This window comes from Thiomicrospira sp. R3 (assembly GCF_029581415.1).
Classification (GTDB): domain Bacteria; phylum Pseudomonadota; class Gammaproteobacteria; order Thiomicrospirales; family Thiomicrospiraceae; genus Thiomicrospira.
In genome coordinates, this window is record NZ_CP121121.1 from 1,011,559 (window position 1) to 1,035,177 (window position 23,619).

At 46.2% G+C, this 23,619-nt stretch carries 26 protein-coding genes; 19 read left to right on the forward strand and 7 right to left on the reverse strand.

Annotation, left to right across the window (positions count from 1 at the left end; genetic code table 11):
• The first annotated feature begins 83 nt into the window (after positions 1–83).
• The 9 genes from P8S55_RS05090 (at position 84) to P8S55_RS05130 (ending at position 7,857) form a co-directional block, all read left to right on the forward strand.
• Positions 84–380, forward strand: a complete 297-nt coding sequence (locus P8S55_RS05090) for a hypothetical protein (RefSeq protein WP_289225199.1) — start codon at positions 84–86, stop codon at positions 378–380.
• 58 nt (positions 381–438) lie between these two features.
• Entirely contained in the window at positions 439–681 is a 243-nt protein-coding gene (locus P8S55_RS05095) for a hypothetical protein (RefSeq protein WP_289225200.1), read from the forward strand.
• Positions 629–1,039 (forward strand): cupin domain-containing protein, encoded by a 411-nt coding sequence (locus P8S55_RS05100; RefSeq protein WP_289225201.1) that lies wholly within the window; start codon positions 629–631, stop codon positions 1,037–1,039. Before P8S55_RS05095 ends, P8S55_RS05100 begins: the two co-directional genes overlap by 53 nt.
• A gap of 105 nt (positions 1,040–1,144) precedes the next feature.
• Positions 1,145–1,525, forward strand: a complete 381-nt coding sequence (locus P8S55_RS05105) for a DUF6746 family protein (protein ID WP_289225202.1) — start codon at positions 1,145–1,147, stop codon at positions 1,523–1,525.
• A 173-nt stretch (positions 1,526–1,698) separates the two neighbouring features.
• The gene (locus P8S55_RS05110; protein WP_289225203.1) at positions 1,699–4,056 is read left to right on the forward strand and encodes a TonB-dependent receptor; all 2,358 of its coding nucleotides are present in this window, start codon (positions 1,699–1,701) and stop codon (positions 4,054–4,056) included.
• Between the two features lie 10 nt (positions 4,057–4,066).
• Positions 4,067–5,077: an ABC transporter substrate-binding protein gene (locus P8S55_RS05115; protein WP_289225204.1), complete on the forward strand. Its 1,011-nt coding sequence runs from the start codon at positions 4,067–4,069 to the stop codon at positions 5,075–5,077.
• A 6-nt stretch (positions 5,078–5,083) separates the two neighbouring features.
• Positions 5,084–5,866, forward strand: coding sequence for an ABC transporter permease (locus P8S55_RS05120; protein WP_289225205.1), 783 nt, complete (start codon positions 5,084–5,086; stop codon positions 5,864–5,866).
• Complete coding sequence (locus tag P8S55_RS05125) at positions 5,863–6,597, forward strand: ABC transporter ATP-binding protein (protein ID WP_289225206.1); 735 nt, start codon at positions 5,863–5,865, stop codon at positions 6,595–6,597. Before P8S55_RS05120 ends, P8S55_RS05125 begins: the two co-directional genes overlap by 4 nt.
• A gap of 15 nt (positions 6,598–6,612) precedes the next feature.
• Positions 6,613–7,857, forward strand: a complete 1,245-nt coding sequence (locus P8S55_RS05130; RefSeq protein WP_289225207.1) for an NnrS family protein — start codon at positions 6,613–6,615, stop codon at positions 7,855–7,857.
• 191 nt (positions 7,858–8,048) lie between these two features.
• Here the strand turns inward: P8S55_RS05130 and P8S55_RS05135 are convergent, their stop codons facing one another.
• From P8S55_RS05135 to P8S55_RS05145, 3 genes are read right to left on the reverse strand one after another with little or no spacing between them, the layout of a single operon-like run.
• Entirely contained in the window at positions 8,049–9,047 is a 999-nt protein-coding gene (locus P8S55_RS05135) for a FecR family protein (protein WP_289225208.1), read from the reverse strand.
• Positions 9,048–9,068: 21 nt separating this feature from the next.
• On the reverse strand, positions 9,069–9,563 hold the full coding sequence (locus tag P8S55_RS05140; protein ID WP_289225209.1) for a sigma-70 family RNA polymerase sigma factor: 495 nt from the start codon (positions 9,561–9,563) through the stop codon (positions 9,069–9,071).
• Positions 9,564–9,572: 9 nt separating this feature from the next.
• Positions 9,573–10,388, reverse strand: a complete 816-nt coding sequence (locus tag P8S55_RS05145; protein WP_289225210.1) for a hypothetical protein — start codon at positions 10,386–10,388, stop codon at positions 9,573–9,575.
• A gap of 133 nt (positions 10,389–10,521) precedes the next feature.
• Between P8S55_RS05145 and P8S55_RS05150 the strand changes: the two genes are divergently transcribed.
• The 5 genes from P8S55_RS05150 to P8S55_RS05170 all read left to right on the forward strand — a co-directional run bounded on the left by P8S55_RS05150 (position 10,522) and on the right by P8S55_RS05170 (position 15,231).
• Positions 10,522–10,965 (forward strand): plastocyanin/azurin family copper-binding protein, encoded by a 444-nt coding sequence (locus P8S55_RS05150; RefSeq protein WP_289225211.1) that lies wholly within the window; start codon positions 10,522–10,524, stop codon positions 10,963–10,965.
• A 938-nt stretch (positions 10,966–11,903) separates the two neighbouring features.
• Entirely contained in the window at positions 11,904–13,151 is a 1,248-nt protein-coding gene (locus tag P8S55_RS05155; protein WP_289225212.1) for an RNA/DNA-binding domain-containing protein, read from the forward strand.
• Positions 13,152–13,172: 21 nt separating this feature from the next.
• On the forward strand, positions 13,173–13,478 hold the full coding sequence (locus tag P8S55_RS05160) for a transposase (protein ID WP_289225213.1): 306 nt from the start codon (positions 13,173–13,175) through the stop codon (positions 13,476–13,478).
• Between the two features lie 14 nt (positions 13,479–13,492).
• Positions 13,493–14,410, forward strand: a complete 918-nt coding sequence (locus P8S55_RS05165) for an IS3 family transposase (RefSeq protein ID WP_289225310.1) — start codon at positions 13,493–13,495, stop codon at positions 14,408–14,410.
• The gene (locus P8S55_RS05170) at positions 14,380–15,231 is read left to right on the forward strand and encodes a hypothetical protein (protein ID WP_289225214.1); all 852 of its coding nucleotides are present in this window, start codon (positions 14,380–14,382) and stop codon (positions 15,229–15,231) included. Before P8S55_RS05165 ends, P8S55_RS05170 begins: the two co-directional genes overlap by 31 nt.
• Positions 15,232–15,470: 239 nt before the next feature.
• Here P8S55_RS05170 and metH read toward each other — a convergent pair whose 3' ends face one another.
• Entirely contained in the window at positions 15,471–19,184 is a 3,714-nt protein-coding gene (gene metH, locus P8S55_RS05175; protein WP_289225215.1) for a methionine synthase, read from the reverse strand.
• Positions 19,185–19,530: 346 nt separating this feature from the next.
• On the opposite strand from metH, the gene P8S55_RS05180 reads away from it, so the two are divergent.
• The 3 genes from P8S55_RS05180 to P8S55_RS05190 all read left to right on the forward strand — a co-directional run bounded on the left by P8S55_RS05180 (position 19,531) and on the right by P8S55_RS05190 (position 20,260).
• Positions 19,531–19,692 carry a hypothetical protein gene (locus P8S55_RS05180; protein ID WP_289225216.1) on the forward strand — a complete coding sequence of 54 codons (162 nt, stop codon included), beginning with the start codon at positions 19,531–19,533 and terminating at the stop codon, positions 19,690–19,692.
• A gap of 69 nt (positions 19,693–19,761) precedes the next feature.
• Positions 19,762–19,941 (forward strand): type II toxin-antitoxin system RelE/ParE family toxin, encoded by a 180-nt coding sequence (locus P8S55_RS05185; protein ID WP_289225217.1) that lies wholly within the window; start codon positions 19,762–19,764, stop codon positions 19,939–19,941.
• A 1-nt stretch (position 19,942) separates the two neighbouring features.
• A complete protein-coding gene (locus P8S55_RS05190) occupies positions 19,943–20,260 on the forward strand; it encodes a helix-turn-helix domain-containing protein (RefSeq protein WP_289225218.1) in 318 nt (105 codons plus the stop codon).
• Positions 20,261–20,262: 2 nt separating this feature from the next.
• Here the strand turns inward: P8S55_RS05190 and P8S55_RS05195 are convergent, their stop codons facing one another.
• The 3 genes from P8S55_RS05195 to P8S55_RS05205 form a co-directional block, all read right to left on the reverse strand.
• Positions 20,263–20,469 (reverse strand): hypothetical protein, encoded by a 207-nt coding sequence (locus tag P8S55_RS05195; RefSeq protein ID WP_503010458.1) that lies wholly within the window; start codon positions 20,467–20,469, stop codon positions 20,263–20,265.
• Complete coding sequence (locus P8S55_RS05200) at positions 20,396–20,890, reverse strand: glycerate kinase (RefSeq protein ID WP_289225220.1); 495 nt, start codon at positions 20,888–20,890, stop codon at positions 20,396–20,398. The genes P8S55_RS05195 and P8S55_RS05200 overlap by 74 nt, the downstream gene beginning before the upstream one ends.
• A 67-nt stretch (positions 20,891–20,957) precedes the next feature.
• A complete protein-coding gene (locus P8S55_RS05205; protein WP_289225221.1) occupies positions 20,958–21,635 on the reverse strand; it encodes a ComF family protein in 678 nt (225 codons plus the stop codon).
• Positions 21,636–21,700: 65 nt separating this feature from the next.
• Between P8S55_RS05205 and bioB the strand changes: the two genes are divergently transcribed.
• Together bioB and P8S55_RS05215 are read left to right on the forward strand one after the other, a co-directional pair.
• Positions 21,701–22,702: a biotin synthase BioB gene (bioB, locus tag P8S55_RS05210; protein ID WP_289225222.1), complete on the forward strand. Its 1,002-nt coding sequence runs from the start codon at positions 21,701–21,703 to the stop codon at positions 22,700–22,702.
• Between the two features lie 29 nt (positions 22,703–22,731).
• Entirely contained in the window at positions 22,732–23,616 is an 885-nt protein-coding gene (locus tag P8S55_RS05215; protein ID WP_289225223.1) for a D-hexose-6-phosphate mutarotase, read from the forward strand.
• Positions 23,617–23,619 lie beyond the last annotated feature (3 nt).

Genomic DNA, 23,619 nt, shown 5'->3' on the forward strand with positions numbered 1-23,619 from the left:
TTTAAAATTAAATACAGATAACCAATTATACACGAAGGCAAAACTTAAAGTGGTGCATAAACAGCAACGTAATATTGAGACCTTTGCAACACAATCTTTATCCGGAAGTCTTTGGTTGTGGTGATGTCAACGGCACTCCCTTAGGTAAAACCGCTGCCACCGTCAAAATGTCAGTGCCCATTGTCGTCAACAATCTTCTTTCGGTCATTCAAGGCCGAGAACCTACCGCCAGGTTTAATGGCTATACCTCATGCCCCTTGATAACCAAAATAGGTTCAGCCATGCTGATTGAGTTTGACTACAACCGTGACCTAGTGCCAACCTACCCCTTTATCGACCCAAAACAAGAGTCTTGGTTCGCCTGGAAAATGAAAGATTAACTACTCAAACCCGCCTACATCAAAATGCTTGAAGGCAAAGTTTAAAGGAGCAACAACCATGGAAGGATTAAATTTAGCGTTTTATATTGGCATAGGTTTTTTACAACAAAATGGATTAGTCGTGGCCGCGATTATTTTGAGCTTAGTGGTGCTTTATGCGATTATCGCCGTGCTAAAGCTCTTGGTTTCAAGTAACAATGAAATTACTCAATCCACTGAAAACCCTAACACTCGCCACGGCTATGTTGATGCCTTTTGCGACTCATGCCGAAACGGCCACACTCAACACGGTGAAAGCTGATCTACACAAAATACCCTCTCAAGCCAGGTCAGCCGGCAGCGTAACCCAGCTCGCCACCGACCAACAGGGGCAGGGTTTAGTCATGCTGCGTTCTTTAAAAAAAGGGGATGTAACTCCGCCCCACAAAACAGGCACTCAAGCCGTTCGACTCGGGGTTGTGGTATCAGGCGTGATTTATCACGGCGTGGGTGAAACGCTCGATCCCAGCAAAGAAACCGCCTATCATCCAGGTGATGTTATTTTAATGTCAGCGAGCCATACTTATTGGATGGCGGCACGCGATGCCGATGCCAGCATTATGTTTACCTTTGTCCCCCCCGCGCAACTCAACCCTGCCCTGCTTGAGCAGATGAAATAGACACCCTTCTCCAGCACACCGGCGTCGCTCCTATCGGGGCAAGAGCATTCCTCAGCGCACCGGCACCTTTTTTGTTGTTTTAATTTTTTACAAGGAATCTCAAAAATGAAAAAATCACTATTAACGGTCACCGCTTTAAGTTTAGGTTTGTTGAGTTTTGGCTCAGTGCAAGCACAGGATCTCGCTGTTAAGCATTTTAAAGGCGTGCCGTCTGAGACCTATCAACAGGCGATAAGCAATTTGCAGCAATATAATCCCAAGCTGTCCGAAATCATCGCAAAAGATACACTCACGCCAAAAGATATGGCAGAAATTCATCAACTAACCTATACCTTAGAAAACGCGATTGAACGCATTCAAATACACCTTCAGCAAACCGCTAAGGTGCTCGAAGAGGTGCATCAAACCAGCGAAAATGCCCAATACGACAAGACCCTCACTCAAGGCCGTATTTATTTAGAGCAATCTAACCTACTGATCAAATAACATGGTGACTAGCAGAACACCATATGATGCAGACATTGTTCAAACAACCTAGCAATCCATTACCGCGCTCGCAAATTAGAACCAGCCAAACCTATTTCCCCTTTTTGAATCTCACTCGGCATTACTTATGAGAAGCATTTGCTTTAATATTTTTGCCAAGGAAGTGATTTACTATGCAAACACAAATAAAACTCAAACTCCGCCCATTAGCAAGCGCCCTTTTTCTTAGTAGTGCATTGGGGGCTGTTTTTATACCGGGGCTGGTCGCCCCCGCCTATGCACAAGCACAGACTCAATACCACACGGCTGACATCAAAGCAGGTACGTTAGCGCAGGCTTTGATCAGATGGTCAGAGACCACGGGTCTGAGTTTAAGCTTAAACGCTGAGCTGATAACGGGTAAAACTACACAAGGCTTAAAAGGCGAGTTCAGTGCACAAGAAGGCTTTAAATCGCTTCTTCAAGGTTCAGGCCTGGTCGCTGAACTTAAAGAGCATCACGTTTTAATTCATAGCGCGGCGACACCCGCCAACCATCTTGCACCGATTATGGTGACCTCCGCCACGAAAACCGAGCGCAATATTGATGGCGTGATTGCCTCAGTTGAGGTTATTAGCCGGCAGGATATTGAGAAAACCGGTGCAACCACCTTGCGTGGCGTGCTGTTAAAACAACCGTCACTCACTTTACAGTATGCACGTTTTCCGCACCCCAGTAGTGTGTCCAAGTCGTCCATTTCAATACGGGGTGCGGGAGCTAATGGCACTTTAATTTTGGTTGATGGTAAGCGTTTACCGGGCGAGACGGAAAGCCCTTATGAGATAGACCGTATTCCGGTGGGCATGATTGAGCGCATTGAGATTGTAAAAGGATCGATGTCCACGCTTTACGGTTCGGATGCCATGGGTGGCGTCATTAATATCATTACCAAATCGGTTGATCAGCCCCAGACCAGTCTTAATGTGCAATATGGGCAGAATGGTCAGGGGGATGCGCAGCAAAAAAATATCGCTTTTCATCATTTAGGTAGGCAAGGCCAGTGGGGATACGGTGTTTATGGTTCATTTATTCACAGCACTCCGTTCAAAGTAACCCTACCCTATACTCAGGTCGCAAAAAATCCGCAAAATCATGCGGTTGTTAATGTGCCTGGTGTTTCCGCTGTGTCAGGGCAAGAGGGTGTGACTTATCGTGATGATGCGCAGGTCAATAGTTTAGGTGGTCGTGTGAGTTATGAATTTAATGATCAAACGCGATTAGGCATCGAATTGGGCTGGACAGCTGAAAGCCGCGAAGGCCATTATATCGGCGCGCATCGATTTCCGAATGCCGGCGATCCCGTTATGGTGAATAACACGCCGGTTAAGTCGGTGGATGATAATAATCGTCGCGATGTCGCTATCGACTTAACGCATGATTTTGACCAAAACGCGTTATTGAAGCTAAGAGCTTATACATCACTGTACGAAAAACGTAATGTGACCTCGTCTAAGACGTTTAGCGCCCCAGATAATAAAAAGTTCAGCGCAGACGTCCAAATTGATGCCATTGAGGCCACGGTCAACCTGTTCAATCTGAACAACCATCTGGTTACGTTTGGCGGAGAATACCGTAAAGAAACGCGCCATTCGAGTGCAATTAATCCCGACCCTCAGTCAACTGATTTCATTACCAAGGTTGTAGAGTATAAATCGGTATTTATCCAAGACGAAATTGATTTGGGTCAGGGGTGGAGTGCGAATGTTGGCGCGCGATATGATGACATTTCTAATGCGGATCAAAAAACAACGTTTAAATTAGGAGCGCTGAAGGCCTTAACTGAGCAAACGCGTATTCGCGCCAATTTTTCGCAAGGTTATCGTGCACCGGATATTGCTGAACTTTATGTGGTCGCCCCATATTTTAGAGATGCGCGTCGATTTGGATCAGAGGTCATTTTTGGGCCGAAACAAAATACCTATAGGTTGAAACCTGAAACCTCAGAAACCTTTGAGTTAGCGCTGGCACATACCGGTGAGCGGTTTAAGGGCGAGTTGGTGGCCTTTAGAAACGTGATTCATGACAAGATTGAACTGGTGGCAAAAAACAACGGCGCGCCAAATAAATACTACACCTCTGAAAACCTGGATAAGGTTGAGATAAATGGCCTCGAACTGTCCGGTGCTTATCAATTTAACCCACAATGGGCAATGAGGCTTAACTCCGTTTGGATGAAGCCGATCAATAAAATGACCGATAAAAACCTCACCTATACGCCAGAACTTTCTGCCAGCATGGGCATAGATTACCAGCCTATTGAACCGCTCTCGCTTAACCTGACCGGACGCTATATTGGCGAACAATTTATCGACGAAGCCAATCAACAAAGGTTATCGGGTTATGGGTTAGTGGATGCTGGACTCAGTTATCGCGTTAATAAGCAAATGCGTGTTTATGGCGGTATTCACAACCTAGCAGACCAATCCGTCGATCTGAAAGCCGGTGGTGATGTGGGGCGTTATTTTTATTTAGGCGCAAATTATCAATTCTAGGGGAAACAATATGAAGCATTTTACTTGGCTAGTTATTTTTTTAGCTTTAAATCTAACAACATTAGCGGCTAAAGCCGTAGACACAAAACGGGATCATCTGGTGCTCTCTGGTCCCTTTGCCAGCGTATCCAATCCGCTGATTCATATGGCAGCAACCGGTGCTTTATCCGAGTTTGCGCATGAGGTGAGTTTTAAACCTTGGAGCTCAACTGATCAACTTAAGCTCATGGCAATGGATAAGGCTAACTTTAAGGCCGATTTCGTTGCGATGCCCACTAATGTCGCAGCAAACCTCTATAACCGTGGTGTGGAATTGCAATTAATCAATGTCTCGGTTTGGGGGATTTTATGGATGGTGTCGCGTGAAGATGGCTTAACAACGCTGGCGGATTTCAAGGGCAAGGAGATTGCTATTCCGTTTCGCGCCGATATGCCCGACATTGTGTTTGAAGAGTTAGCGCGTGCGCAAGGTTTAGACCCGAAAAAAGATTTTAAACTGCGCTATGTCGCCAATCCGCTGGATGCGGTGAAGTTGTTAATGTTGCGGCGCGTGGATCATGCACTCTTAGCTGAACCCGCGATTTCAATGGCCTTAAGACGCACCCAAAGCTTTCCTATGAAAGTGGTCGCGCCTGAACTTTATCGCAGTGTCGATTTACAGGCTGAATGGGGGCGTGTATTTGAACAAGCGCCCAAAATTCCGCAAGCTGGCATGGTGGCGCTAAAAAGTGTGAAAGATCAACCCGCATTAGTCGCAGCGTTTTATCAAGCCTACCAAGAATCAACCCAATGGGTTGCCGACAATCCTAAAGAGGCCAGTATTCTGATTGCCAAGTATATTGAGCGCTTAACACCTGAGGCAATCGAAGACTCCTTAAGCTGGGTTAGGATGGAGGTGGTATCGGCGGCAGATGCCAAACAAGATTTGACAAGATTTTTTGACAAGTTGATGGCACACACCCCAGCACTGGTGGGCGAAAAACAGCCAGATGATCATTTTTATTATCAGTATGCGCCCTAATAAACCATGGAATTTTTAATTAAAATCTTAAAAGATTTTCCGCTCTATGTGTGGAGCGGTTGGGCCGCCTTGGCTAGCTTGTTTTTTTTGCTGGCTGCTTGGGATTTTGGTAGCCAGCTCTATGGCAGTTTAACCCTTCCCTCACCCAAAGAAACCTTTGTAGCGCTCTGGCAACTCAGTCTGCAAAGTGATTTTTGGCAGGCATTGAACACCACATTTCAACGCGCCCTCTATGGGCTGTTTATTTCGGTATTGTTTGGTAGCTTGCTTGGCATGTTAGCAGGGGCTTTTGTGAGCACGGCGATACTGAGTAGACCGCTGGTGACGATTGTTATGGGCACACCGGCTATTGCTTGGATTGTGTTAGCGATGATTTGGTTTGGCATGTCTGATCAAAGTGTTATTTTCACCGTCGTGTTAGCCGCCTTACCCATTGTGTTTATCGGTGCTTTGCAAGGCATGCGCACCCTTGAGGGTCAGTACAATGAAATGGCGAAAAGTTTTAAAGTGCCGATTTGGCAAAGAATAACCGATGTGTATTTTCCTCATGTATTGTCTTATCTTTTTCCGGCTTGGATTGGCGCATTAGGTATGAGTTGGAAAATTGTGATTATGGCTGAATTGCTCTCTACTCAGGACGGTATGGGGGGTGCTCTAGCGGTGGCACGCAGTCATTTTGATTCTGCTTTAGCCATGGCGCTCATCATCAGCATGGTGTTGTTATTGTTAATCATTGAGTATGTTTTTTTTGAGCCGATAAAACGCGAGGTGGAAAGTTGGCGATCATGATGGTTAATCACCTCAGTCATGACTATGGGCCGGTGAATGTTTTAAAAGATATTAATTTTCAATTGCAGGCCGGACGCGTCTTATCGGTAGTTGGCCCCAGTGGTTGTGGTAAAACGACGCTATTACACCTGTGCGCAGGACTGATTGATTGTTCGGCTGGCAAAATACAAAATGGCTTTAAACATCAAGCCTTTGCCTTTCAGGAGCCACGTTTATTGCCTTGGACACACGCACTCAACAATATTGCATTCAGTTTAAAATCAAAAGGCCTAGCCAAAGCTGAACGCCTTCAAAAAGCAAAACAAATGGGTTATGCCTTTGGTTTAACGGAATCGGACTTGTATAAATTTCCCAAGGATTTGAGTGGCGGAATGAAGCAACGGGTTTCGTTTGCCCGCGCGCTTGTTGTTGAGCCTGATTTACTGTTTTTGGATGAACCCTTTTCTGCTTTAGATATGGGGCTAAAGCAAGCCTTACATCAACGGCTGATAGATGAAGTTGAGCAACGCCATGTCGCGATTTTATTTATCACGCATGACCTCGCTGAGGCCATTAAGCTCAGCCACGAAGTGCTTGTTCTTGCTTCTGAACCCGGTCGTATTATTAAGCATCTGGTTTTAGAGCGCCCCCTTAACAAACGCGATCATGACTATATCTACCAACAAACCCAATCATTGATTCAAGACCCCTTAGTGCAACAGGTTTTTGACCTGACGCTAAGAATTAAATAGGAAGCTCACTACACCATGACCGCTGAACAACGCGAAACACGCGAAACACGCCATTACCATGCCTATCCTCAAGGCGCTATTCCGGCTTTTTTAGCTTACGGCTTTCGTCCGTTTTTTCTACTCGCACCGATTTATTTAGTCATCAATATGTTGCTTTGGAGCGCTATGTGGGCGGGGCTTTTTACACTAAACTTTACCGGAAACTGGCTGGAATGGCATATTTATGAACTGCTGTTTGGTGTGACCAGCGCTATGATGATTGGTTTTATTCTTACCGCTGTGCCAGAGCTCATGGACGAGGTAATGCCTATTGTCGGCAAACCTTTATTGGGTTTGGTGTTGCTTTGGATTCTAGGTCGAGTCAGTTTTTGGCTAATGGATTGGCTGGGAGTGTTGTGGGTGGCGCTAACCAATATCCCGCTTTTGCTGATTGTAGTAGGGCTCGTTGTCAAACCGATTTTGGCCGATCCTCTAAAGCGCCAATATAGTTTGTTAGCGATGTTTATGCTGGTTAGTGTGACCCAAACGCTTTATTTTGCGGCCAAACTAAATGTGCTGGCACTGGATAGTTTTATGTTGCTCAAACTTTCGGTAGGCGTGTTTATGATGTTGGTATTGGTCGCTGTTAGGTTAATTACGATGCGCGGGATTAATGAGTGGATGGAACAAAAAGGTATAGATGATGTATTTTATGCCCGCAAGCCTTTTTACAATATTGCCATCTTAGCCGTTTTTATCTATTCCATCGCAGAGTATTTAGTACCTAACAACAGTCTATTGGTTTGGTTAGCCTTTGCGGCTATGGCGGGCATTTTAAGTACCCTAAGTGATTTTTTTAACACCGACACCTCTATTGTGACGCGCCCATTTATTTGGCCTCTGTTTATGATTTTGGTGTTGCTGGCGACAGGTTATGGGCTAATCGGTTTTAGCGGACTACTTAATGAATTTGTCGCACTAAACCATTTTCGCCACTTATTAACCATGGGGGCATTGGGGCTGGCTTATTATGTCGTGTTGGTGATTGTGGTTCATACCCATACCGGGCGCGAGCTAATCGACAATAACTGGATTGGATTTGGCGGGTTGCTTATTTTATTCGCCACCGTGTTACGATCCATCGCGATACCGATTTGGCCTGAATACACCGCCCAGCTCTATAGTCTTAGTGCACTGGTCTGGGCACTGCCCTATTTAGGCTTTGTGATTCTATTTCACCGCTGGTTACTCACGCCCAGAGTGGATGGCCTAAAAGGGTAGGGCTACATTAACCCACCTAATGACGCATAGGTATCATTTATAAAACCACATACCTTAGCGCTCAATCGATCAAAATCATAAATATTTTCCATGTATTTGATCGTGACTACAAGCACCATGATAGCCAACAATAATCTTATAAGCGGTTCTTGTATTAGCAATTGATAAAGCAATCTAATAAATTTCATTAACTAGCCCTTAGCGATTAACTGCCAAGCGCGCCAACGTGGCTGCTCTAATCGGGCATTTAAACTGTTTGCAATCATATGTAAAGTTTTTGTTAGCTGATCTAATGGGTAGCGGCCAAGTAGACGCTTGTTTTGTATGGTTCTATCCACCCGAATTGTTTGCCGATGGTAACGACTTAGCTCGTGTATTACCCGTTGCAACGGCCAGTTATCAACGACAAGCACCCCTTTTAACCAACTTTGTCGATAGGCCTCAACCGGCTGAACAATACCTGTTTGCCTCGCGTTAAACCCAACCTGCTGATTAGCTTGTATTCGATACTGCTCACCGGTTGCACGATGTTGCAAAACCAACTCACCCGCAAAGACCGCTAGGCTACTATTTTTATGCTGATGGCTGATACTAAAAGCCAAATTGCGTGACGATTGTTTTAAAACCTGAACATATGGATGATGCACATCAACCAGGCCTGGTTGATGTGCATCACGGTATTGATAATAAATTTCACCCCTCAATAGGGTGAGCTCTGCATGATGTATTGTTTGTTGAAGATTGATCGCACTGTTGGTGTTCAACCAAAGATGACCACCCTGTGCCAAGGCTAATTCTTGTCGTTCGCCGACAGAGGTTCTAAAGTCCGCCCCCCATCTGGCTATTTGCTGTACCAATTCTTGATCTAAATTAGCTTGATAAACCCCCCAGCCACCGAGTGTAGTCAAACCACCTAAAGCAAATAATGATAAGACTTGTCGCCGTCCGAGCTGAGCGTGGTTAGAGTTCTGGGCTAAGCTTTGATCAACAATCTCAGCCGAAGGCAAGACACTACATCGAAGGTTAAAATCCTCAATACGCTGCCAAGCCTGTTTATTTTCAACCGATTCGCCTAACCAACCCAACCAGGCCTGCTTGTCCTTTTCGGGTACTGGATGCGCTAATAATAGCGCGTACCATTCGCACGCTTGTTGTAAAGGAATCTGATTCGTTTTAGATGATTTCAACATGTTATGACTCTTAGTGAATATCTACCCTTCCAAATCGACCTGTAAACACGCAAACAAGGCCTTAGCCACATCCGACTTGATTGTTCGCTCAGTAACTTGATAAAGTTGTGCCAACTCTCGATACTTCACACCATCAAGCTGAACTTTCAAAAAAACCTCTCGCGTCCGCGCAGGTAATCTCTTCAGGGCTTTGTCAATTAAAAGCAAGGCCTCCAGCATTTCATAACGCGTTTGTTCGCACAAGGTTTGTGCTACAGGGTAGGATTCAAGCGTTGCAAGATAAGCCTGCTCTATATCTTTTCGACGCCAGTAATCAACCATCAGTCCTTTGGCTATCTGAGTCAAATAGCCGCGCGGTCGCTGAAAATTATTAGACACTTGAGACCTGCGCAACAAACGCTCAAAAGTATCCTGCATTAAATCGGCTGCTAACACGGGGCAACTCACCTTACGAGTTAGCCATGTCCGCAACCATTGATGGTTATCAAAATAAAGCTGTTCGATTGACTGAGTCATAACCATCACTCACAACATCGTCTTATAGATTTCAACGACCTTTTGCCATTGATCAGGCTTGAGTAAATTTCGCATATTATCAGCGCAGGCCATGGACTTTGCTTCCATTTCGCGGCGTACAGATAGAAGACGATCGTAAATCGGTGTCAGTTGCTGCTTGGTTTGACCCTCTAACGATTTACGGGTAATTTCTCGCTCTAGCTCGTGCACCTCTTCAAACAGGATAGACCAGTCGTTCATATTAGTTATTCGCCATTGATCCAGTGCCTTGTCCTGCTCTGGCATTAGGCCTAATTTGTCAGGATGCATAATAACCACCAGCATGTATTTTGGGAAAGGACTCACTCGTATAAATGTTTTCGCTTCCATCGAACCCGATGCGGGTTGAGTGATTTGGCGGCGCTGTTGATAAATTTCCATTAACTGCAGCCACTGCTCTGGGTTCAAAACCGAGCGAACATTCTTAGTGCAACGAGATTTAACCTTAATCAATTCAGATTGCGAAACTAAAAGATCATGGCTTAGGCGATCAATTAACTCGCCCCGGTCCTCTTCCAACGAAAGGTCGTGCAGTTGTTTTCTAAGCATGAGCACATCCTGCGTTAACTGTTGCTGATTGACTTGGTTTTGCTTACGCCACTGTGAAAGTGCCTGCAATTGTTCCGAATCAAGCGCTAAAACCTCTCGGTTATTCATTAACAACATCATTAAATTTGGCATGGGTGAAGCCATCATCGCTTTTTGCATATCCAAAGACTTAGCTTGCAAGCCTGCTGGAAGCAGCAAAATACACAAACACAAAAGAGGGGAAACTACACGCAACATAATATAAACCCTATATGACATAAAAAATAACAAAAAACTATTGATAACTATTATCGTTATTGTTACTATGTTTTTCAAGCCTTAATTGGCTATATAACGAAAATAATAGTTATCTATACTGTGGAGCAACAAAATGCAAAGAAGAACCTTTTTAAAAGCAAGCGCCTTAACCTTGCTGCTTGCAAGTCCTTATGCGATAGCAGGCGAAACCCATGTTGTAAAAATGCTTAATGCTGGAGCCGACGGCATTATGGTCTATGAACCTGCATTCTTAAAAATCAATATCGGTGACACCGTTCACTTTCAAGACACCACACCGGGTCATAATGCCGTCAGCGAAATAACGCCCTCTGGTGAAAAATGGGAAGTTGGTTACACTGGTGGCAAGCTCACCTTTACAGACGAAGGCGTTCATCTCTATTACTGCACACCGCACAAAATGATGGGTATGTATGGCGTCATTCAAGTTGGTGAAGCGCTCAACAAAGACCATGTATTAGCCGAAGCCAAAAAAATCGCTTCAGGCATTCCTTTAAATGGAGATCGCTTAGAACGTTATGTCAATCAAGCTAACTAATTAGGTACTCGCTGCGACCGCCTTAAATTCGTTTAGGACGGTCATGGGGAGTTCCTGCCGAAATTTGGCTAGGGTTCATCCTCGAGATAAAAGTATCATCACGCACTCTCCTAAATTTCATCAATTGATACTTTTATTTAAACCCACTAACCCCGCTCTATAGAAATAATAGTGCGGGGTTTTTTTGTGCAAGACTAATAACTATACCCAGAACAAAAAAAGGCAGCCAAAAGGCTGCCGAGTTAAGGACTAAAGAGACATAAACAAACAATAAAGCGATAGTTATTGGTCGCTAGTGCTTAGCTGGCGAGGTACGCACCTAAAAGCATCGTTACAAACGAAAACACTAAACAGGCAACGACAATGCTTTGCGTCGCGCCGTCTAACTTGTTTAAATTCGCATTCATAACCTAACTCCAAATAATAAAGCTGACTACTTGATCACGATTTCTATTATACACATACAGCTAATCTAATCAATAACTATTTTCATTTATTTTAACTATTATTTACAACCAGGCCTGGCAAAACGCCAAATGAACTATTTTTGGGGCTACAAGTGGACTTGCTTGTAGCGTAAATTTAAATTACGGTTACTACTTAAAACCGCGAAAGTTTGGTATATTTCATCTATTAAATTACTGATAAATGACTAGCGTATTTTAGGATGGACTGATGCTCCTTTCATTTCAAGACATAAAAAATCGCGCCCATAAGTTTGTGCAAGATTATACCCATGCCGTTAAGGAAAACGCCGAATCGCAGAGTTTTTTAAATGCCTTTTTGAAATATTTGGTGTTAACCGCCTCCGCGTCGCTAGCTTCGAACTGCCGGTTAAAACTGACGACAAAGGCACCAATCGCAAGGTTTCAAAACCCCGCTAGAAAGAGTCAACCACCTGTTTCAACGCTATGCCCAACTTACCGAGGATAAATAATATGACAGGCTTTCCGGAAGTACAAAACCTAGAGGATGTTCAAACATTGCGAGAAACCCATAGTCTTGAATGTAAGTTAGCAACAGGTAAAGATGGTAAAGGCAACCTACCCAATGATTTTTGGGAAACCTATTCTGCCATGGCCAACACCTATGGAGGGATAGTTTTACTAGGCATCAAAGAACAAAAAGGGCGGTTTTCTGTCGTCGGCCTAGAGAACCTTGAAACGGTTCATAAGCAAGTTGTTGATACGGTCAATAATCGTCAAAAAGTCAGTGTGAACATTTTAAATAACCACTGCATTGCAGAACTAAAAATTGATGGAAAACGCATATTAAAAATTACCATTCCACAAGCACAGCGCACACAAAAACCGGTGTATTTAAATAACCAACCCTTTGGAAATTGCTACCGACGTTTTAATGAAGCCAATCAACGCATGTCAGATGAAGAGATCAAACGCGCACTATCAGAACAAGTTAATGAAACCCAGGACAATCGCATCTTAATCGGTTACGAAATCCATGACTTGTCAGGCGAGTCGTTACGAGATTATCGCCAAATGTTTTCTGTCCGCCAGCCAACACATCCTTTTAATAAACTGGATGACCTTGCTTTTCTTGAGCGCATTGGCGGCTGGAGTCGCAATCGAGAAACGGGCGAATCAGGTCTTACCGTTGCAGGATTGCTCATGTTTGGGCAGGATTATTTAATTAGAGGTATTTTTCCGTATTACCAATTGGATTACCAAGAGCGACCCGAAGCCAAAACTGAACAAAGATGGGTGGATCGCGTGACTTTAGATGGCACTTGGGCGGGAAACTTATTTGAGTTTTATCAATTGGTTTACCAAAAATTAAAACAGGGGTTAAAAACGCCCTTTGAAATTAAAGATGGCATTCGCCAAGAAAACACGGCGTTACATGAAGTCGTGCGAGAAGGCTTGTGCAATGTATTGGTTCATGCAGACTATAAAGGCAGAGCCTCGGTTTTAATTGTGAAACGACCTGATTTAATTGGCTTTAGAAATCCTGGATTAATGCGCGTACCTATTGAAGAGGCTATAAAAGGTGGCCATCCCGACTGCCGAAACCGTCATCTTCATCAAATGTTTGCCTTTATTGGGGTTGGTGAAAAATCCGGTACGGGTTTACCCAAAGTCTATGAAAACTGTAAACAGCTACACTGGAAAAAACCTCAGCTTGGACTGGCTACAATCCTTCGTACACAAAGACACGTTAAAATGTGACTGAAATACGAGGAATGGAACATGACAATCAAACACCCAAAACGCTATGACGACCAACTCAAGCAACAAGCGATTGAAATGGCGCTTGAAGGGTCAAAAACGATTGCGCAAATAGCGCGCGATTTAGACATCAAAGACAACACGCTTTATGGCTGGGTTGACAAATACCGTCGCGCCAATAAAGACAACGATTCAACGAAGCCTGTTGTGGATAAACCGATTGACCTAGCAGCAGAGAATCGCCGGCTCAAACGTGAATTAAAAACGGCCTTGGAGGATGTTGAACTGCTAAAAAAAGCGGCGGCGTACTTTGCGGTACACAACTAGCAAAGTACGCCTGGATTGATACACACAAAGCGGATTACAGTGTCTGTCGTCTGTGCCGATTGATCGGGATCAAGCGAAGCAGCTACACCAGCCATTTACAAAATCAGTCACAGCGTGAGCAAAGACAGGCGCACCAAGCACACAAGCAGACGCAACTCGACCAACACATTAGTGAACTGGTTGAACACTATCGCCAAACAATTGGCGCACGGCGCATTAAGACCGCGCTCAAACGCGAGCATAAGCTGGAAGTCAGTCGCCGGCGCATCATCGAGCGTATGAAAGCGCTAGGGCTAAACGTCGTCACACGCCAGCGTTACCGTAATCGCAATGTAGCCCATATTGACGATGGCCGGATTGCCGCCAATGCACTCAAACGTCAATTTGATGTCAAAGGCCCCAATCAAAAATGGGTCGCCGACATCAGTTACATTCGCACGCTTGAAGGCTGGCAATACCTAGCGGTGTTTATAGACCTGTATTCACGCCGTGTGGTCGGCTGGGCCATGGACAGCCGAATGGATGCCCAACTGGTCAAAAGAGCGTTATTGAGAGCACTGTGGAACCGAAAACCCACACGCGGGTTGATTATCCACACCGACCAAGGCAGCCAGTTTGTGTCGAAAGCTTATCGAAGCCTGCTCAAGCACTGGGGAATTAAACCCAGCATGAGCCGGCGCGGGAATTGCTGGGATAACGCGGTAGTGGAAAGCTTTTTTGCCAGCCTGAAAAAAGAACGCGTCTATCGCACAACGTACACCACAGGCAAACAAGCGTTACACGATGTGTCCGATTATATTGGCTGGTACAACCACCAAAGAATGCACAGCACGAATGATCATTACTCGCCCGTAGCGTATGAAAATCAATGGATCAGGGCTATGCAGGTGCTAGATAAAAAATGGGCGTCTTTGTGTACGAAAAAGGGTTGACAATCCAGCTTGAAGAGTTGCTCAGCCCTTCTGAGCAAACCCAACTACGCCTTTGGATGACAGATTTACTTCCACAAGGTGCAATGGCAACACTTTCGCAGCATTTTGGGTTGGCGTTTTCACAGCTTGGGTATTTAGGGCAGCTAGCCTTAGGGATTGCCTTAACCGAAACAGTGGTCACCCATGAGCGATTGTTAGAACTATCATCAGAACATCCTGCCGATATTAGCAAGGCACTTTCAAGTTTAGTGGAAAAGAGTTGGTTGACTCAGTCGGGGCATAGTCGAGGAGCAGCTTATCATTTAACCGCTATTGATAACTTTCTGCCCAAAACAGAAGATTTATTTGGGTCACCCCCAAGCTTGAATGCTAATCCCCCAAGCTTGAATGCTAATCCCCCAAGCTTGAATGCTAATCCCCCAAGCTTGAATGCTAATCCCCCAAGCTTAGTTTTTACAAGAGACGAACATGGGCGTTTAATATCAAATCATGCCTTTCACAAATACCACTTTGTTGACAATCTTGACATGCTGTCCGACCTCTATAAACAACAATTATTTAGCATAGCAGACCTGCCTAGATACAAGAAAAAAGTAACAAAAGAAACTTTAAACTCCATTATTTTAGAGTTGTGTCAAGGCCAATATGTATCTATTGCTGTGTTAGCAGATATAGTGAATCGCTCAACAGAGCTGCTTAGAAAAAATTACTTACCCTTGTTGTTAAAAGAACGAAAGCTCGAATTAGCTTTTCCAACTGAGCGTAATTCACCTAAACAGGCTTATACCGCCACCCTCACCCAGAGTAAAGTAGATTCTTAAACCCCGCAGGAGCTCATCAACCACCTGTTTCAACGCTATGCCCAACTCAGCGCTAAACCATAATGAAATAGTGTCAACTGACCCAAGGTGAACGATACCAGATTCGCGCCCTCTTGAAAGAGGGATTTACACCGCTCGCGCTCAACGACAAGCCAAGAAACAGTTTACCCATTTACCTATCGCGATAAAGCGCAGGGTGGCGACCTACATAGCCTTTTTTAAGCGGTTACTAGCAAAACCTAGTTAAAATCTTCTGGGTCGTAACCCAAGTTAGGGGCGAGCCATTTTTCAGCCTCAGCAATCGTCCAGCCTTTGCGGTGCGCATAGTCTTCGGCTTGATCACGGCCGATTGAACCGACACCAAAATACTTGCTTTGCGGATGGGCATAATACCAGCCTGATACTGCCGCGGTGGGGGTCATGGCATAGCTGGAGGTCAGCTCCAAGCCAATTTCTTCATCCGGTTTTAGCAAGTCCCATAGCGTGCCTTTTTCGGAGTGCTCTGGGTTGGCGGGATAACCGGGTGCTGGGCGAATGCCTTGGTATTTCTCTTTGATGAGTTCCTCATTGGTGAGGTTTTCATCTTTCGCATAACCCCAAAACTCTTTGCGAACTAGCTCGTGCATATGCTCAGCCAGTGCTTCGGCTAAACGGTCTGCGAGGGCTTTAATCATAATCGAGTGATAGTCATCATGCTCGGCTTCAAAGCGCGCAATATGCTCATCAATGCCAATGCCTGCCGTCACCGCAAAGGCGCCAATGTAATCCTCAAGCACCAGGCCTGGTTGGTTTTTCAAGGCTTTGGGCGCAATGTAATCGCTTAAACATTGATTATATTGCCCCGCCTTTTTCTCCGCCTGTTGGCGCAGGTTGTGTAGGCGACAAAGTTGTGTCGTGCGTGTTTCGTCAGTATAAAGCTCAATATCATCGCCAACAGCGTTCGCCGGATAAAACCCGATTACCGCACGAGCGGTGAGCCATTTTTTGTCAATAATTTGCTGCAACATGGTTTTTGCATCGGCAAACACCTTCTTCGCTTCTTCGCCAACAATCTTGTCGTCTAAAATGCGTGGATAGAGGCCGTGCAAATCCCAAGACTGGAAGAACGGCGACCAATCAATCCGGGGCACCAAATCAGCGAGCTCGATATGGTCGAATACTTTTTTACCCAAAAAACTCGGTTTGGGCGGGGTGTAGTCTGTCCAGTCTACAGGGATCGGGTTTTCACGCGCTTTGTTCAGCGGCGTGCGTTTGACTTGTTTAGCGCGTGCTTTGCGCTCTTCACGTAACTGCACATATTCTTCACGAATTTTAGCGGCAAAGGCGGCTTTGAGGTCATTGGAGATCAAGCTTTGCGCCACACCCACGGCCCGCGACGCATCTTTTACATACACCACCGGATGATCATATTGCGGTTCGATTTTCACCGCCGTATGGGCTTTCGAGGTGGTCGCACCGCCAATTAACAGCGGAATCGACATACCACGGCGTTGCATTTCTTTGGCCACATGCACCATTTCTTCGAGTGAGGGGGTGATGAGACCTGACAAGCCAATCACATTCGCGCCTTCAGCTAATGCGGTGTCCAAAATTTTCTCCGCCGGTACCATCACCCCCAGATCAATCACCTCAAAGTTATTACACTGCAACACCACGCCGACAATGTTTTTGCCGATGTCATGCACATCACCTTTCACCGTTGCCATCACAATCTTACCCTTAGCTTGGCCTGAGGCTTTTTCATCTTCTAGGAAGGGTTGTAGATAAGCCACCGCGCGTTTCATCACCCGCGCGGATTTCACCACCTGTGGCAAGAACATTTTGCCCGCGCCAAATAAATCGCCGACCACGTTCATGCCGTCCATTAACGGCCCCTCAATCACTTGAAGCGGTGAGCCGAGGGTGGTGCGGGCTTCTTCGGTATCGGCTTCGATAAAGTCGGTAATGCCTTTAACCAGCGAGTGTTCCAAGCGTTTTTCTACACTAGCATCACGCCATGCAATATCGGACTCTTTACTTTGCACCGAACCATCGCCACGGAATTTTTCAGCCACCTCCAGTAAACGATCAGCCGCGCCATCATCCTTATTCAAAACCACATCTTCAACCGCTTGCTTCAGTTCTGGATCAAGGTCGTCATACACCGCCATTTGTGAGGCGTTAACGATGCCCATATCCATGCCTTTTTGAATCGCATAATAGAGGAAAACCGAGTGAATCGCTTCGCGCACCGGATTATTGCCACGGAAAGAGAAGGATACGTTAGACACCCCGCCTGAAATTAACGCATGGGGCAGATGGTTTTTAATCCACTCCACCGCGTTAATAAAATCCATCGCATAGTTATTGTGCTCATCAATACCCGTCGCAATGGCAAAAATATTCGGGTCGAAAATAATGTCTTCGGGCGGGAAGCCATTCGCCACCAACAAGTCATAGGAACGTTGACAAATTTCTTTTTTGCGCGCAAAGGTATCGGCTTGGCCATCCTCATCAAACGCCATCACAATCGTCGCCGCGCCATAACGCTGAATTAATTTAGCTTGAGCGAGGAAGTTTTCTTCGCCTTCTTTCAAGGAAATGGAGTTAACAATGCCTTTGCCTTGAATGCATTTTAAACCCGCCTCAATCGCCTCCCATTTTGATGAGTCAATCATCACCGGTACCCGTGCCGCATCGGGTTCGCCGGCCATCATATTTAAAAAACGCGTCATACAGGCTTTAGCATCCAACATGCCTTCGTCCATATTAACGTCAATAATTTGCGCGCCGTCGTTAACCTGCTTGACCGCGATTTCAACCGCTTGCTCGTAGTTATCCTCAATAATCAAACGCTTAAACAAGGCCGAGCCGGTGACGTTATTGCGCTCACCGACGTTTACAAACAAAGTGGATTGATCAATCGTCATCGGCTCAAGCCCAGACAAACGGCAGGCTACTTTAATCTTAGGGATGGTGCGTTGAGGATGAGCCTGCGCCGCCTTTGCCATGGCTTCGACATGCTCAGGAGTGGTACCGCAACAGCCACCAATAATATTTAGCCAGCCACTTTCAGCCCAGGTTTGTACTTCAGCGGCCATTTGCTCAGGGGTTTCATCATACTCACCAAACTCATTCGGCAGGCCGGCATTCGGGTGAACCGACACATAGGTTTCACAAATGCGGCTGAGTTCTTCAACATAAGGGCGCAGTTCAGCTGGGCCAAGCGCACAGTTTAGGCCAATACTTAAAGGCTGGGCATGGCGCACCGCGTTATAAAACGCTTCGGTTGTTTGCCCCGACAAGGTTCGGCCAGACGCATCGGTAATTGTGCCCGAAATCATAATCGGCACCTCTTCGCCCAGCGCATCTTCTACCTGCTTAACCGCGAAAATCGCGGCTTTGGCGTTTAAGGTATCAAAAATAGTTTCAATTAAGATGACATCCGCGCCACCTTCTAATAGCGCATTCGTCGCCTGAATATAGGCTTCGACCAATTCATCAAAATGGGTGTTGCGAAAGCCCGGGTCGTTCACATCCGGTGAAATCGAAGCGGTGCGATTGGTTGGGCCGAGCACCCCGGCGACAAAACGCGGCTTGCCATCTTCTTGCTCCGCGATATCGCAGGCCTGGCGGGCCACCTGCGCGGCGCAAAAATTAATATCATAAACCTGGTCTTGCATATCGTAATCGGCTTGTGCAATGGTGGTGGCGTTAAACGAGTTGGTTTCGAGAATATCCACGCCCTGGCGCAAAAAGCTTAAATGAATGTCACAAATCGCCTCAGGTTTGGTAATGACCAAGATGTCATTGTTGCCCTTGATATCCATGTGAAAGTGTGCAAACCGCTCGCCACGAAAATCCTCTTCCGACAGATTTAAACCCTGAATCATCGTGCCCATTGCACCATCGAGCACTAGCACACGTTCAGTGAGTAATTGTTTTAAAAAGCCAATCCGTTGCAGACGATTCATAGCAAAATCCATTTATTGTTCAATCCAAAGTCAGCTATTTTAGCGCAAATTCAACGGAAAAACCGATTCTAGCGAGCAGAACTAGCCAAGATTCACCAAATTCACCCATGCAGCAACCAGACAACACAATTCATTCTTATTTCATCGAACCCAACTTGCTACAAAGGTAAAAGGATAAATAACCCCCCAAAGGAGTAACGATGTCTGAGTGGTTGGTTTCTACGAATCTGGATGGTACTTTATTGCGTTTGATGCTGAAATGAATGGCTTAACCCTTGATCGTCATCAAGAGGAGCAGGCGGTTGAGTTGGATAATGCGTAACAGGATCAGCAAGGGGTAAATAAAATGAGCGAACAAATTTTTGAGAGAATTAAACAGCGCCTGCTGGATAAAAAACCCTATTCGCTCAATCAACAGCCACTCAGCCTGCAACCCTACCAAGTGCTATGGCTCATGCCCGCAGCCGTCGATAGCGTCAGCCCGCTTTGGGCAATGCAAACGGACTAGACCTCTAAAAATGCTTTAAAAGTATCACTCTAAGATGTATACTTTTGTTTAGTTTTAATGGGAAGACTTGTGAAAATCTATAAAAATGCTTGGTTTGAGCGCTTTGCTAAACGAGAAAAGATTACAAATCAAATGCTTATCAAAGCGATTAAGCAGGCTTTTAAAGCCATGGCCGATAAAGTATTGGCTCTTGACGCTGAACAAATTCAACAGCTAATGGCTATCAATCAAATTTTTGAGGTTAAGTAGAATGACACAGGCATATAAGACAGATGCATTAGCGGCTATTCATGAAACAATGGAGGCTTTACATCAGGTCGGCGCGGTTGATAAGCAAACGATGCGTGATTTTGATGCACGTTGTTTAGCTCCTCTGCGCCTATATTCACCTGAAGAAATTAAGGCCTTACGTAGCAAATATAAGGTTTCACAACCCGTGTTAGCACGCTATTTAAATGTAACCAAAAACTCGGTTTCGGAATGGGAGCGAGGCATAAAAAAACCCAGTGGCGCAGTATTGCGTTTGCTCACTATTTTGGATAAAAAAGGGCTGGATGTGTTTGCCTGATATTAGGTTTTAAACAAACGCAATGCGCTGTAAAGGGTGTTTTCTAGCCATTGGGGGGTGTGTTGCATCGCGGTATGTTCGTCCACGATGCCTGGTTCACACAAGGCTTCAAGTGCGCTCGCCTTCGCCAGTAAATCAAAACCGCTTTGTGTTTGGGCATTTAGCACACCGATAAATCCACCCGCCATACCGCCCGCCGCACCCGCCATCGTTAGTCGCACTGCCGCCTAAGCCTAAAATAATGCGCTGCGCCCCCAGGTTGATGGCCGCCTGAATCACCAGGCCTGTGCCAAAACTACTGGCATTGAGTGGATCACGCTCATCGCCAGCGAGTAAAGGCAAGCCGGATGCCTGCGCCATTTCGATGATCGCGGTTTGGCTGGCTGCTTGCCAAGCGAAGTCGGCTTGTATCGCCCGACCTAAGGGGTCGAGTGTTTCTATGCTAACTCGCTTTGCCAAACCTGCATAGACAAATGCATCCACAAAGCCCTCGCCGCCATCCGACAACGGACGTTGAATAACCCGAACTTCAGGCCAATGGCTTGCAATTACTCGGGCGGCAATCTGGCAAAACGCAATTGCGCTAATCGAGCCTTTAAAACTATCCGGTGCAATCAAAATCTGTTTCATCGGTTAGCCCTCCATCCGGTTGGTTTTGGTTTCAAACTGTCAGATAAACCTTTACTTAATCCCTCGTTTAGCATGATGTTTTTGCTAACGCCCAGGCTTCGACAACCAGGCCTGGTTGCTCATGGGTTAGGGTAGCGCCAGCGGATTGCATCGTGCTACCCGTGGTGATCACATCATCAACCAACGCCACCCTAGTGAACCCACGCAAGCTTTCAGGTTCAAAAGCAAAGGCCGCTTTTAAATTCTGCCGCCTTTGCTGGGCGTTTAAATGGGTTTGGCTCAGCCCTGCTTTAGGCCGACTCAACGCATTAATAACCGGCAAATCAAGTGGTTTGCTCAACATTCGTGCGAGTTCTAACGCTTGATTATAGCCGCGTTCGCGTAAACGTGAACGATGAAGCGGGATCGGGACCAATGCCTCAATCCCCGCTGCGTCAAACGATTGTGCCATCAACTCAGCAAACAGTCGCGTTAAATGGAGCTGCCGACCATATTTAAGCTGATGCACCAAATCACGTAGTTCCTGCTCAAATAAAAAAGCAACCTGCGTTCGGCTAAACGCGGGTGGGGTGCTCAAACACCGTCCACAGACTAAGCCCTTTGGACTGATTTCTGCGCAGCGCGGACATAACGCAAGCTGGGGGCGCCACTTTTCCACCAAATGCGCTGCAATATCCCAGCGCTCGGTCAGCTTATCCGTCACCACACAGCGGGGCGGAAAAATCCAGCGTTCAAGCCAATGCATCTGCTCACACCTAGTCAATACGTTGGGGTTATAATAACCAACAATTGACTCAAGGAAAACAAAATATGAAGCAACTCGGAGAACTTCGCCACGACTGGACTTTGGCTCAAATCAAAGCCATTATGGAACAACCCTTCAATGATTTGATGTTCCAAGCCCACACGGTGCATCGGATGTACTTCGAGCCTAACGAAGTGCAGATCAGCACCCTGGTTAATATTAAATCCGGTGGCTGTGCCGAGGACTGCTCCTATTGCTCACAAAGCGCGCGCTACGACACAGGCCTAGAAAAACAAAAAATGATGGCGGTGCAAGAAGTGCTCGACAAAGCCATGCAAGCCAAAGCCAAAGGCGCAACCCGACTTTGTATGGGCGCGGCTTGGCGCAACCCAAACAAAAAAGATTTTCCGGTTGTATTGGAAATGGTCAAGGTCGTGCGCGACCTCGGCATGGAAACCTGCATGACCTTAGGTATGCTGGATGACGAACAGGTTCAACAGCTCAAACAAGCAGGCCTGGACTACTATAACCACAACCTCGACACCTCCGAAGCCTACTACTCAAAAGTCATCACCACTCGCACCTTCCAAGATCGGCTTGACACCATCGACAAGGTGCAACAAGCCGGCATCAACGTGTGTTCCGGAGGCATTATCGGCATGGGCGAACAACACATTGACCGCGCTGAACTACTGCGCACCTTCGCAACCATGAGCCAACATCCTGGTTCGGTGCCGATTAATCTGCTGGTGCCGATTGAAGGCACGCCCCTTGAAACTATGCGCGGCCAAACCGACCCATTCGAGTTTATTCGAGTAATTGCTACCGCGAGAATTCTAATGCCCAAGTCCTATGTGCGCTTATCAGCAGGGCGGATGGAGCTGAACGAACAAGCCCAGGCCTGGTGCTTTTTTGCCGGCGCTAACTCTATTTTCTACGGTGATAAACTGCTCACCACCGACAACCCTGAAGCGGATCACGATCATCAGTTATTCAAGAAGCTGGGATTAACTATGCAAGCTCAAACCAAAGCGCACCTCGAAGACGCGCATGAACAAACCGCCTAGATGCCCAAATCTTCAAAAGGAAACCATTCATGCTGAGCCAAATCAAAAACCAATTTAACCACCCAAACCTGCGTTTTTACCAACAAGACCAATTGGTTATGGTTGAACTTAAAAACGCCTACGGCCAAGCTACGCTGACCACCCACGGAGCCACGCTGCTAAGCTACATACCGCAAGGCGGCGAAGACCTGCTGTATGTATCACCAACCGCTGTCTATGATGGCACCAAACCCGTACGTGGTGGCGTGCCGGTATGCTGGCCTTGGTTTGGTGCCCACCCAACCGAATCTAATCAAAAAGCCCACGGCATAGCGCGTTATGAGCTGTGGCAAGTCGAAGCTGTGTGTTCTGTCGGTGAGGCGACCCAAGTCACCCTTTGCCTCACACCGAATGCTAACACCCAAAAAGCCTGGCCGCATGATTTTAAACTCAGCCTGATCGTTACACTAGGCGAAAAACTAGACGTCGAACTCAAAGGCGAAAATCGTAGCCAACAAGATTGGACCGTATCGGAAGCGCTTCACAGCTATTTCCGTGTCGCCCAAGCACCAGGCCTGGTTGTGAAAGGCTTAGAAGGCGCGAGCTATTTTGACAAAAACCGTGACTTTGCCGAGTTTACCCAACTAGATACCCTTGCGGTTCAAGCACCGATGGATTGCGTGTACGTTGATCATGCTGGCGGTGTTGAAATACAGGACCAAGGTCGCACAATCATCATGGAAAAGCAAAACAGCGCCAGCACGATTGTCTGGAATCCAGGCGAGCAGGGCGCGAAAGGCTTTGCGGATATGCCCGATGCAGACTACCAAACCATGGTTTGCGTCGAAGCGGGTAATGCATTGCAAAATAGCTATAGCCTGGCCGCAGGCCAAACCCACAGCCTAAAAATGACGCTATCCGCTAGCAAGGAGTAAGAA

Coding starts and splice junctions, on each gene's coding strand:
- P8S55_RS05095 (WP_289225200.1), top strand. CDS start 439: ATGGAAGGATTAAATTTAGCGTTTTATATTGGCATAGGTTTTTTACAA.
- P8S55_RS05100 (WP_289225201.1), top strand. CDS start 629: ATGCCTTTTGCGACTCATGCCGAAACGGCCACACTCAACACGGTGAAA.
- P8S55_RS05105 (WP_289225202.1), top strand. CDS start 1,145: ATGAAAAAATCACTATTAACGGTCACCGCTTTAAGTTTAGGTTTGTTG.
- P8S55_RS05110 (WP_289225203.1), top strand. CDS start 1,699: ATGCAAACACAAATAAAACTCAAACTCCGCCCATTAGCAAGCGCCCTT.
- P8S55_RS05115 (WP_289225204.1), top strand. CDS start 4,067: ATGAAGCATTTTACTTGGCTAGTTATTTTTTTAGCTTTAAATCTAACA.
- P8S55_RS05120 (WP_289225205.1), top strand. CDS start 5,084: ATGGAATTTTTAATTAAAATCTTAAAAGATTTTCCGCTCTATGTGTGG.
- P8S55_RS05125 (WP_289225206.1), top strand. CDS start 5,863: ATGATGGTTAATCACCTCAGTCATGACTATGGGCCGGTGAATGTTTTA.
- P8S55_RS05130 (WP_289225207.1), top strand. CDS start 6,613: ATGACCGCTGAACAACGCGAAACACGCGAAACACGCCATTACCATGCC.
- P8S55_RS05135 (WP_289225208.1), bottom strand. CDS start 9,047: ATGTTGAAATCATCTAAAACGAATCAGATTCCTTTACAACAAGCGTGC.
- P8S55_RS05140 (WP_289225209.1), bottom strand. CDS start 9,563: ATGACTCAGTCAATCGAACAGCTTTATTTTGATAACCATCAATGGTTG.
- P8S55_RS05145 (WP_289225210.1), bottom strand. CDS start 10,388: ATGTTGCGTGTAGTTTCCCCTCTTTTGTGTTTGTGTATTTTGCTGCTT.
- P8S55_RS05150 (WP_289225211.1), top strand. CDS start 10,522: ATGCAAAGAAGAACCTTTTTAAAAGCAAGCGCCTTAACCTTGCTGCTT.
- P8S55_RS05155 (WP_289225212.1), top strand. CDS start 11,904: ATGACAGGCTTTCCGGAAGTACAAAACCTAGAGGATGTTCAAACATTG.
- P8S55_RS05160 (WP_289225213.1), top strand. CDS start 13,173: ATGACAATCAAACACCCAAAACGCTATGACGACCAACTCAAGCAACAA.
- P8S55_RS05170 (WP_289225214.1), top strand. CDS start 14,380: ATGGGCGTCTTTGTGTACGAAAAAGGGTTGACAATCCAGCTTGAAGAG.
- metH (WP_289225215.1), bottom strand. CDS start 19,184: ATGAATCGTCTGCAACGGATTGGCTTTTTAAAACAATTACTCACTGAA.
- P8S55_RS05180 (WP_289225216.1), top strand. CDS start 19,531: ATGAGCGAACAAATTTTTGAGAGAATTAAACAGCGCCTGCTGGATAAA.
- P8S55_RS05190 (WP_289225218.1), top strand. CDS start 19,943: ATGACACAGGCATATAAGACAGATGCATTAGCGGCTATTCATGAAACA.
- P8S55_RS05195 (WP_503010458.1), bottom strand. CDS start 20,469: ATGGCGGGTGCGGCGGGCGGTATGGCGGGTGGATTTATCGGTGTGCTA.
- P8S55_RS05200 (WP_289225220.1), bottom strand. CDS start 20,890: ATGAAACAGATTTTGATTGCACCGGATAGTTTTAAAGGCTCGATTAGC.
- P8S55_RS05205 (WP_289225221.1), bottom strand. CDS start 21,635: ATGCATTGGCTTGAACGCTGGATTTTTCCGCCCCGCTGTGTGGTGACG.
- bioB (WP_289225222.1), top strand. CDS start 21,701: ATGAAGCAACTCGGAGAACTTCGCCACGACTGGACTTTGGCTCAAATC.
- P8S55_RS05215 (WP_289225223.1), top strand. CDS start 22,732: ATGCTGAGCCAAATCAAAAACCAATTTAACCACCCAAACCTGCGTTTT.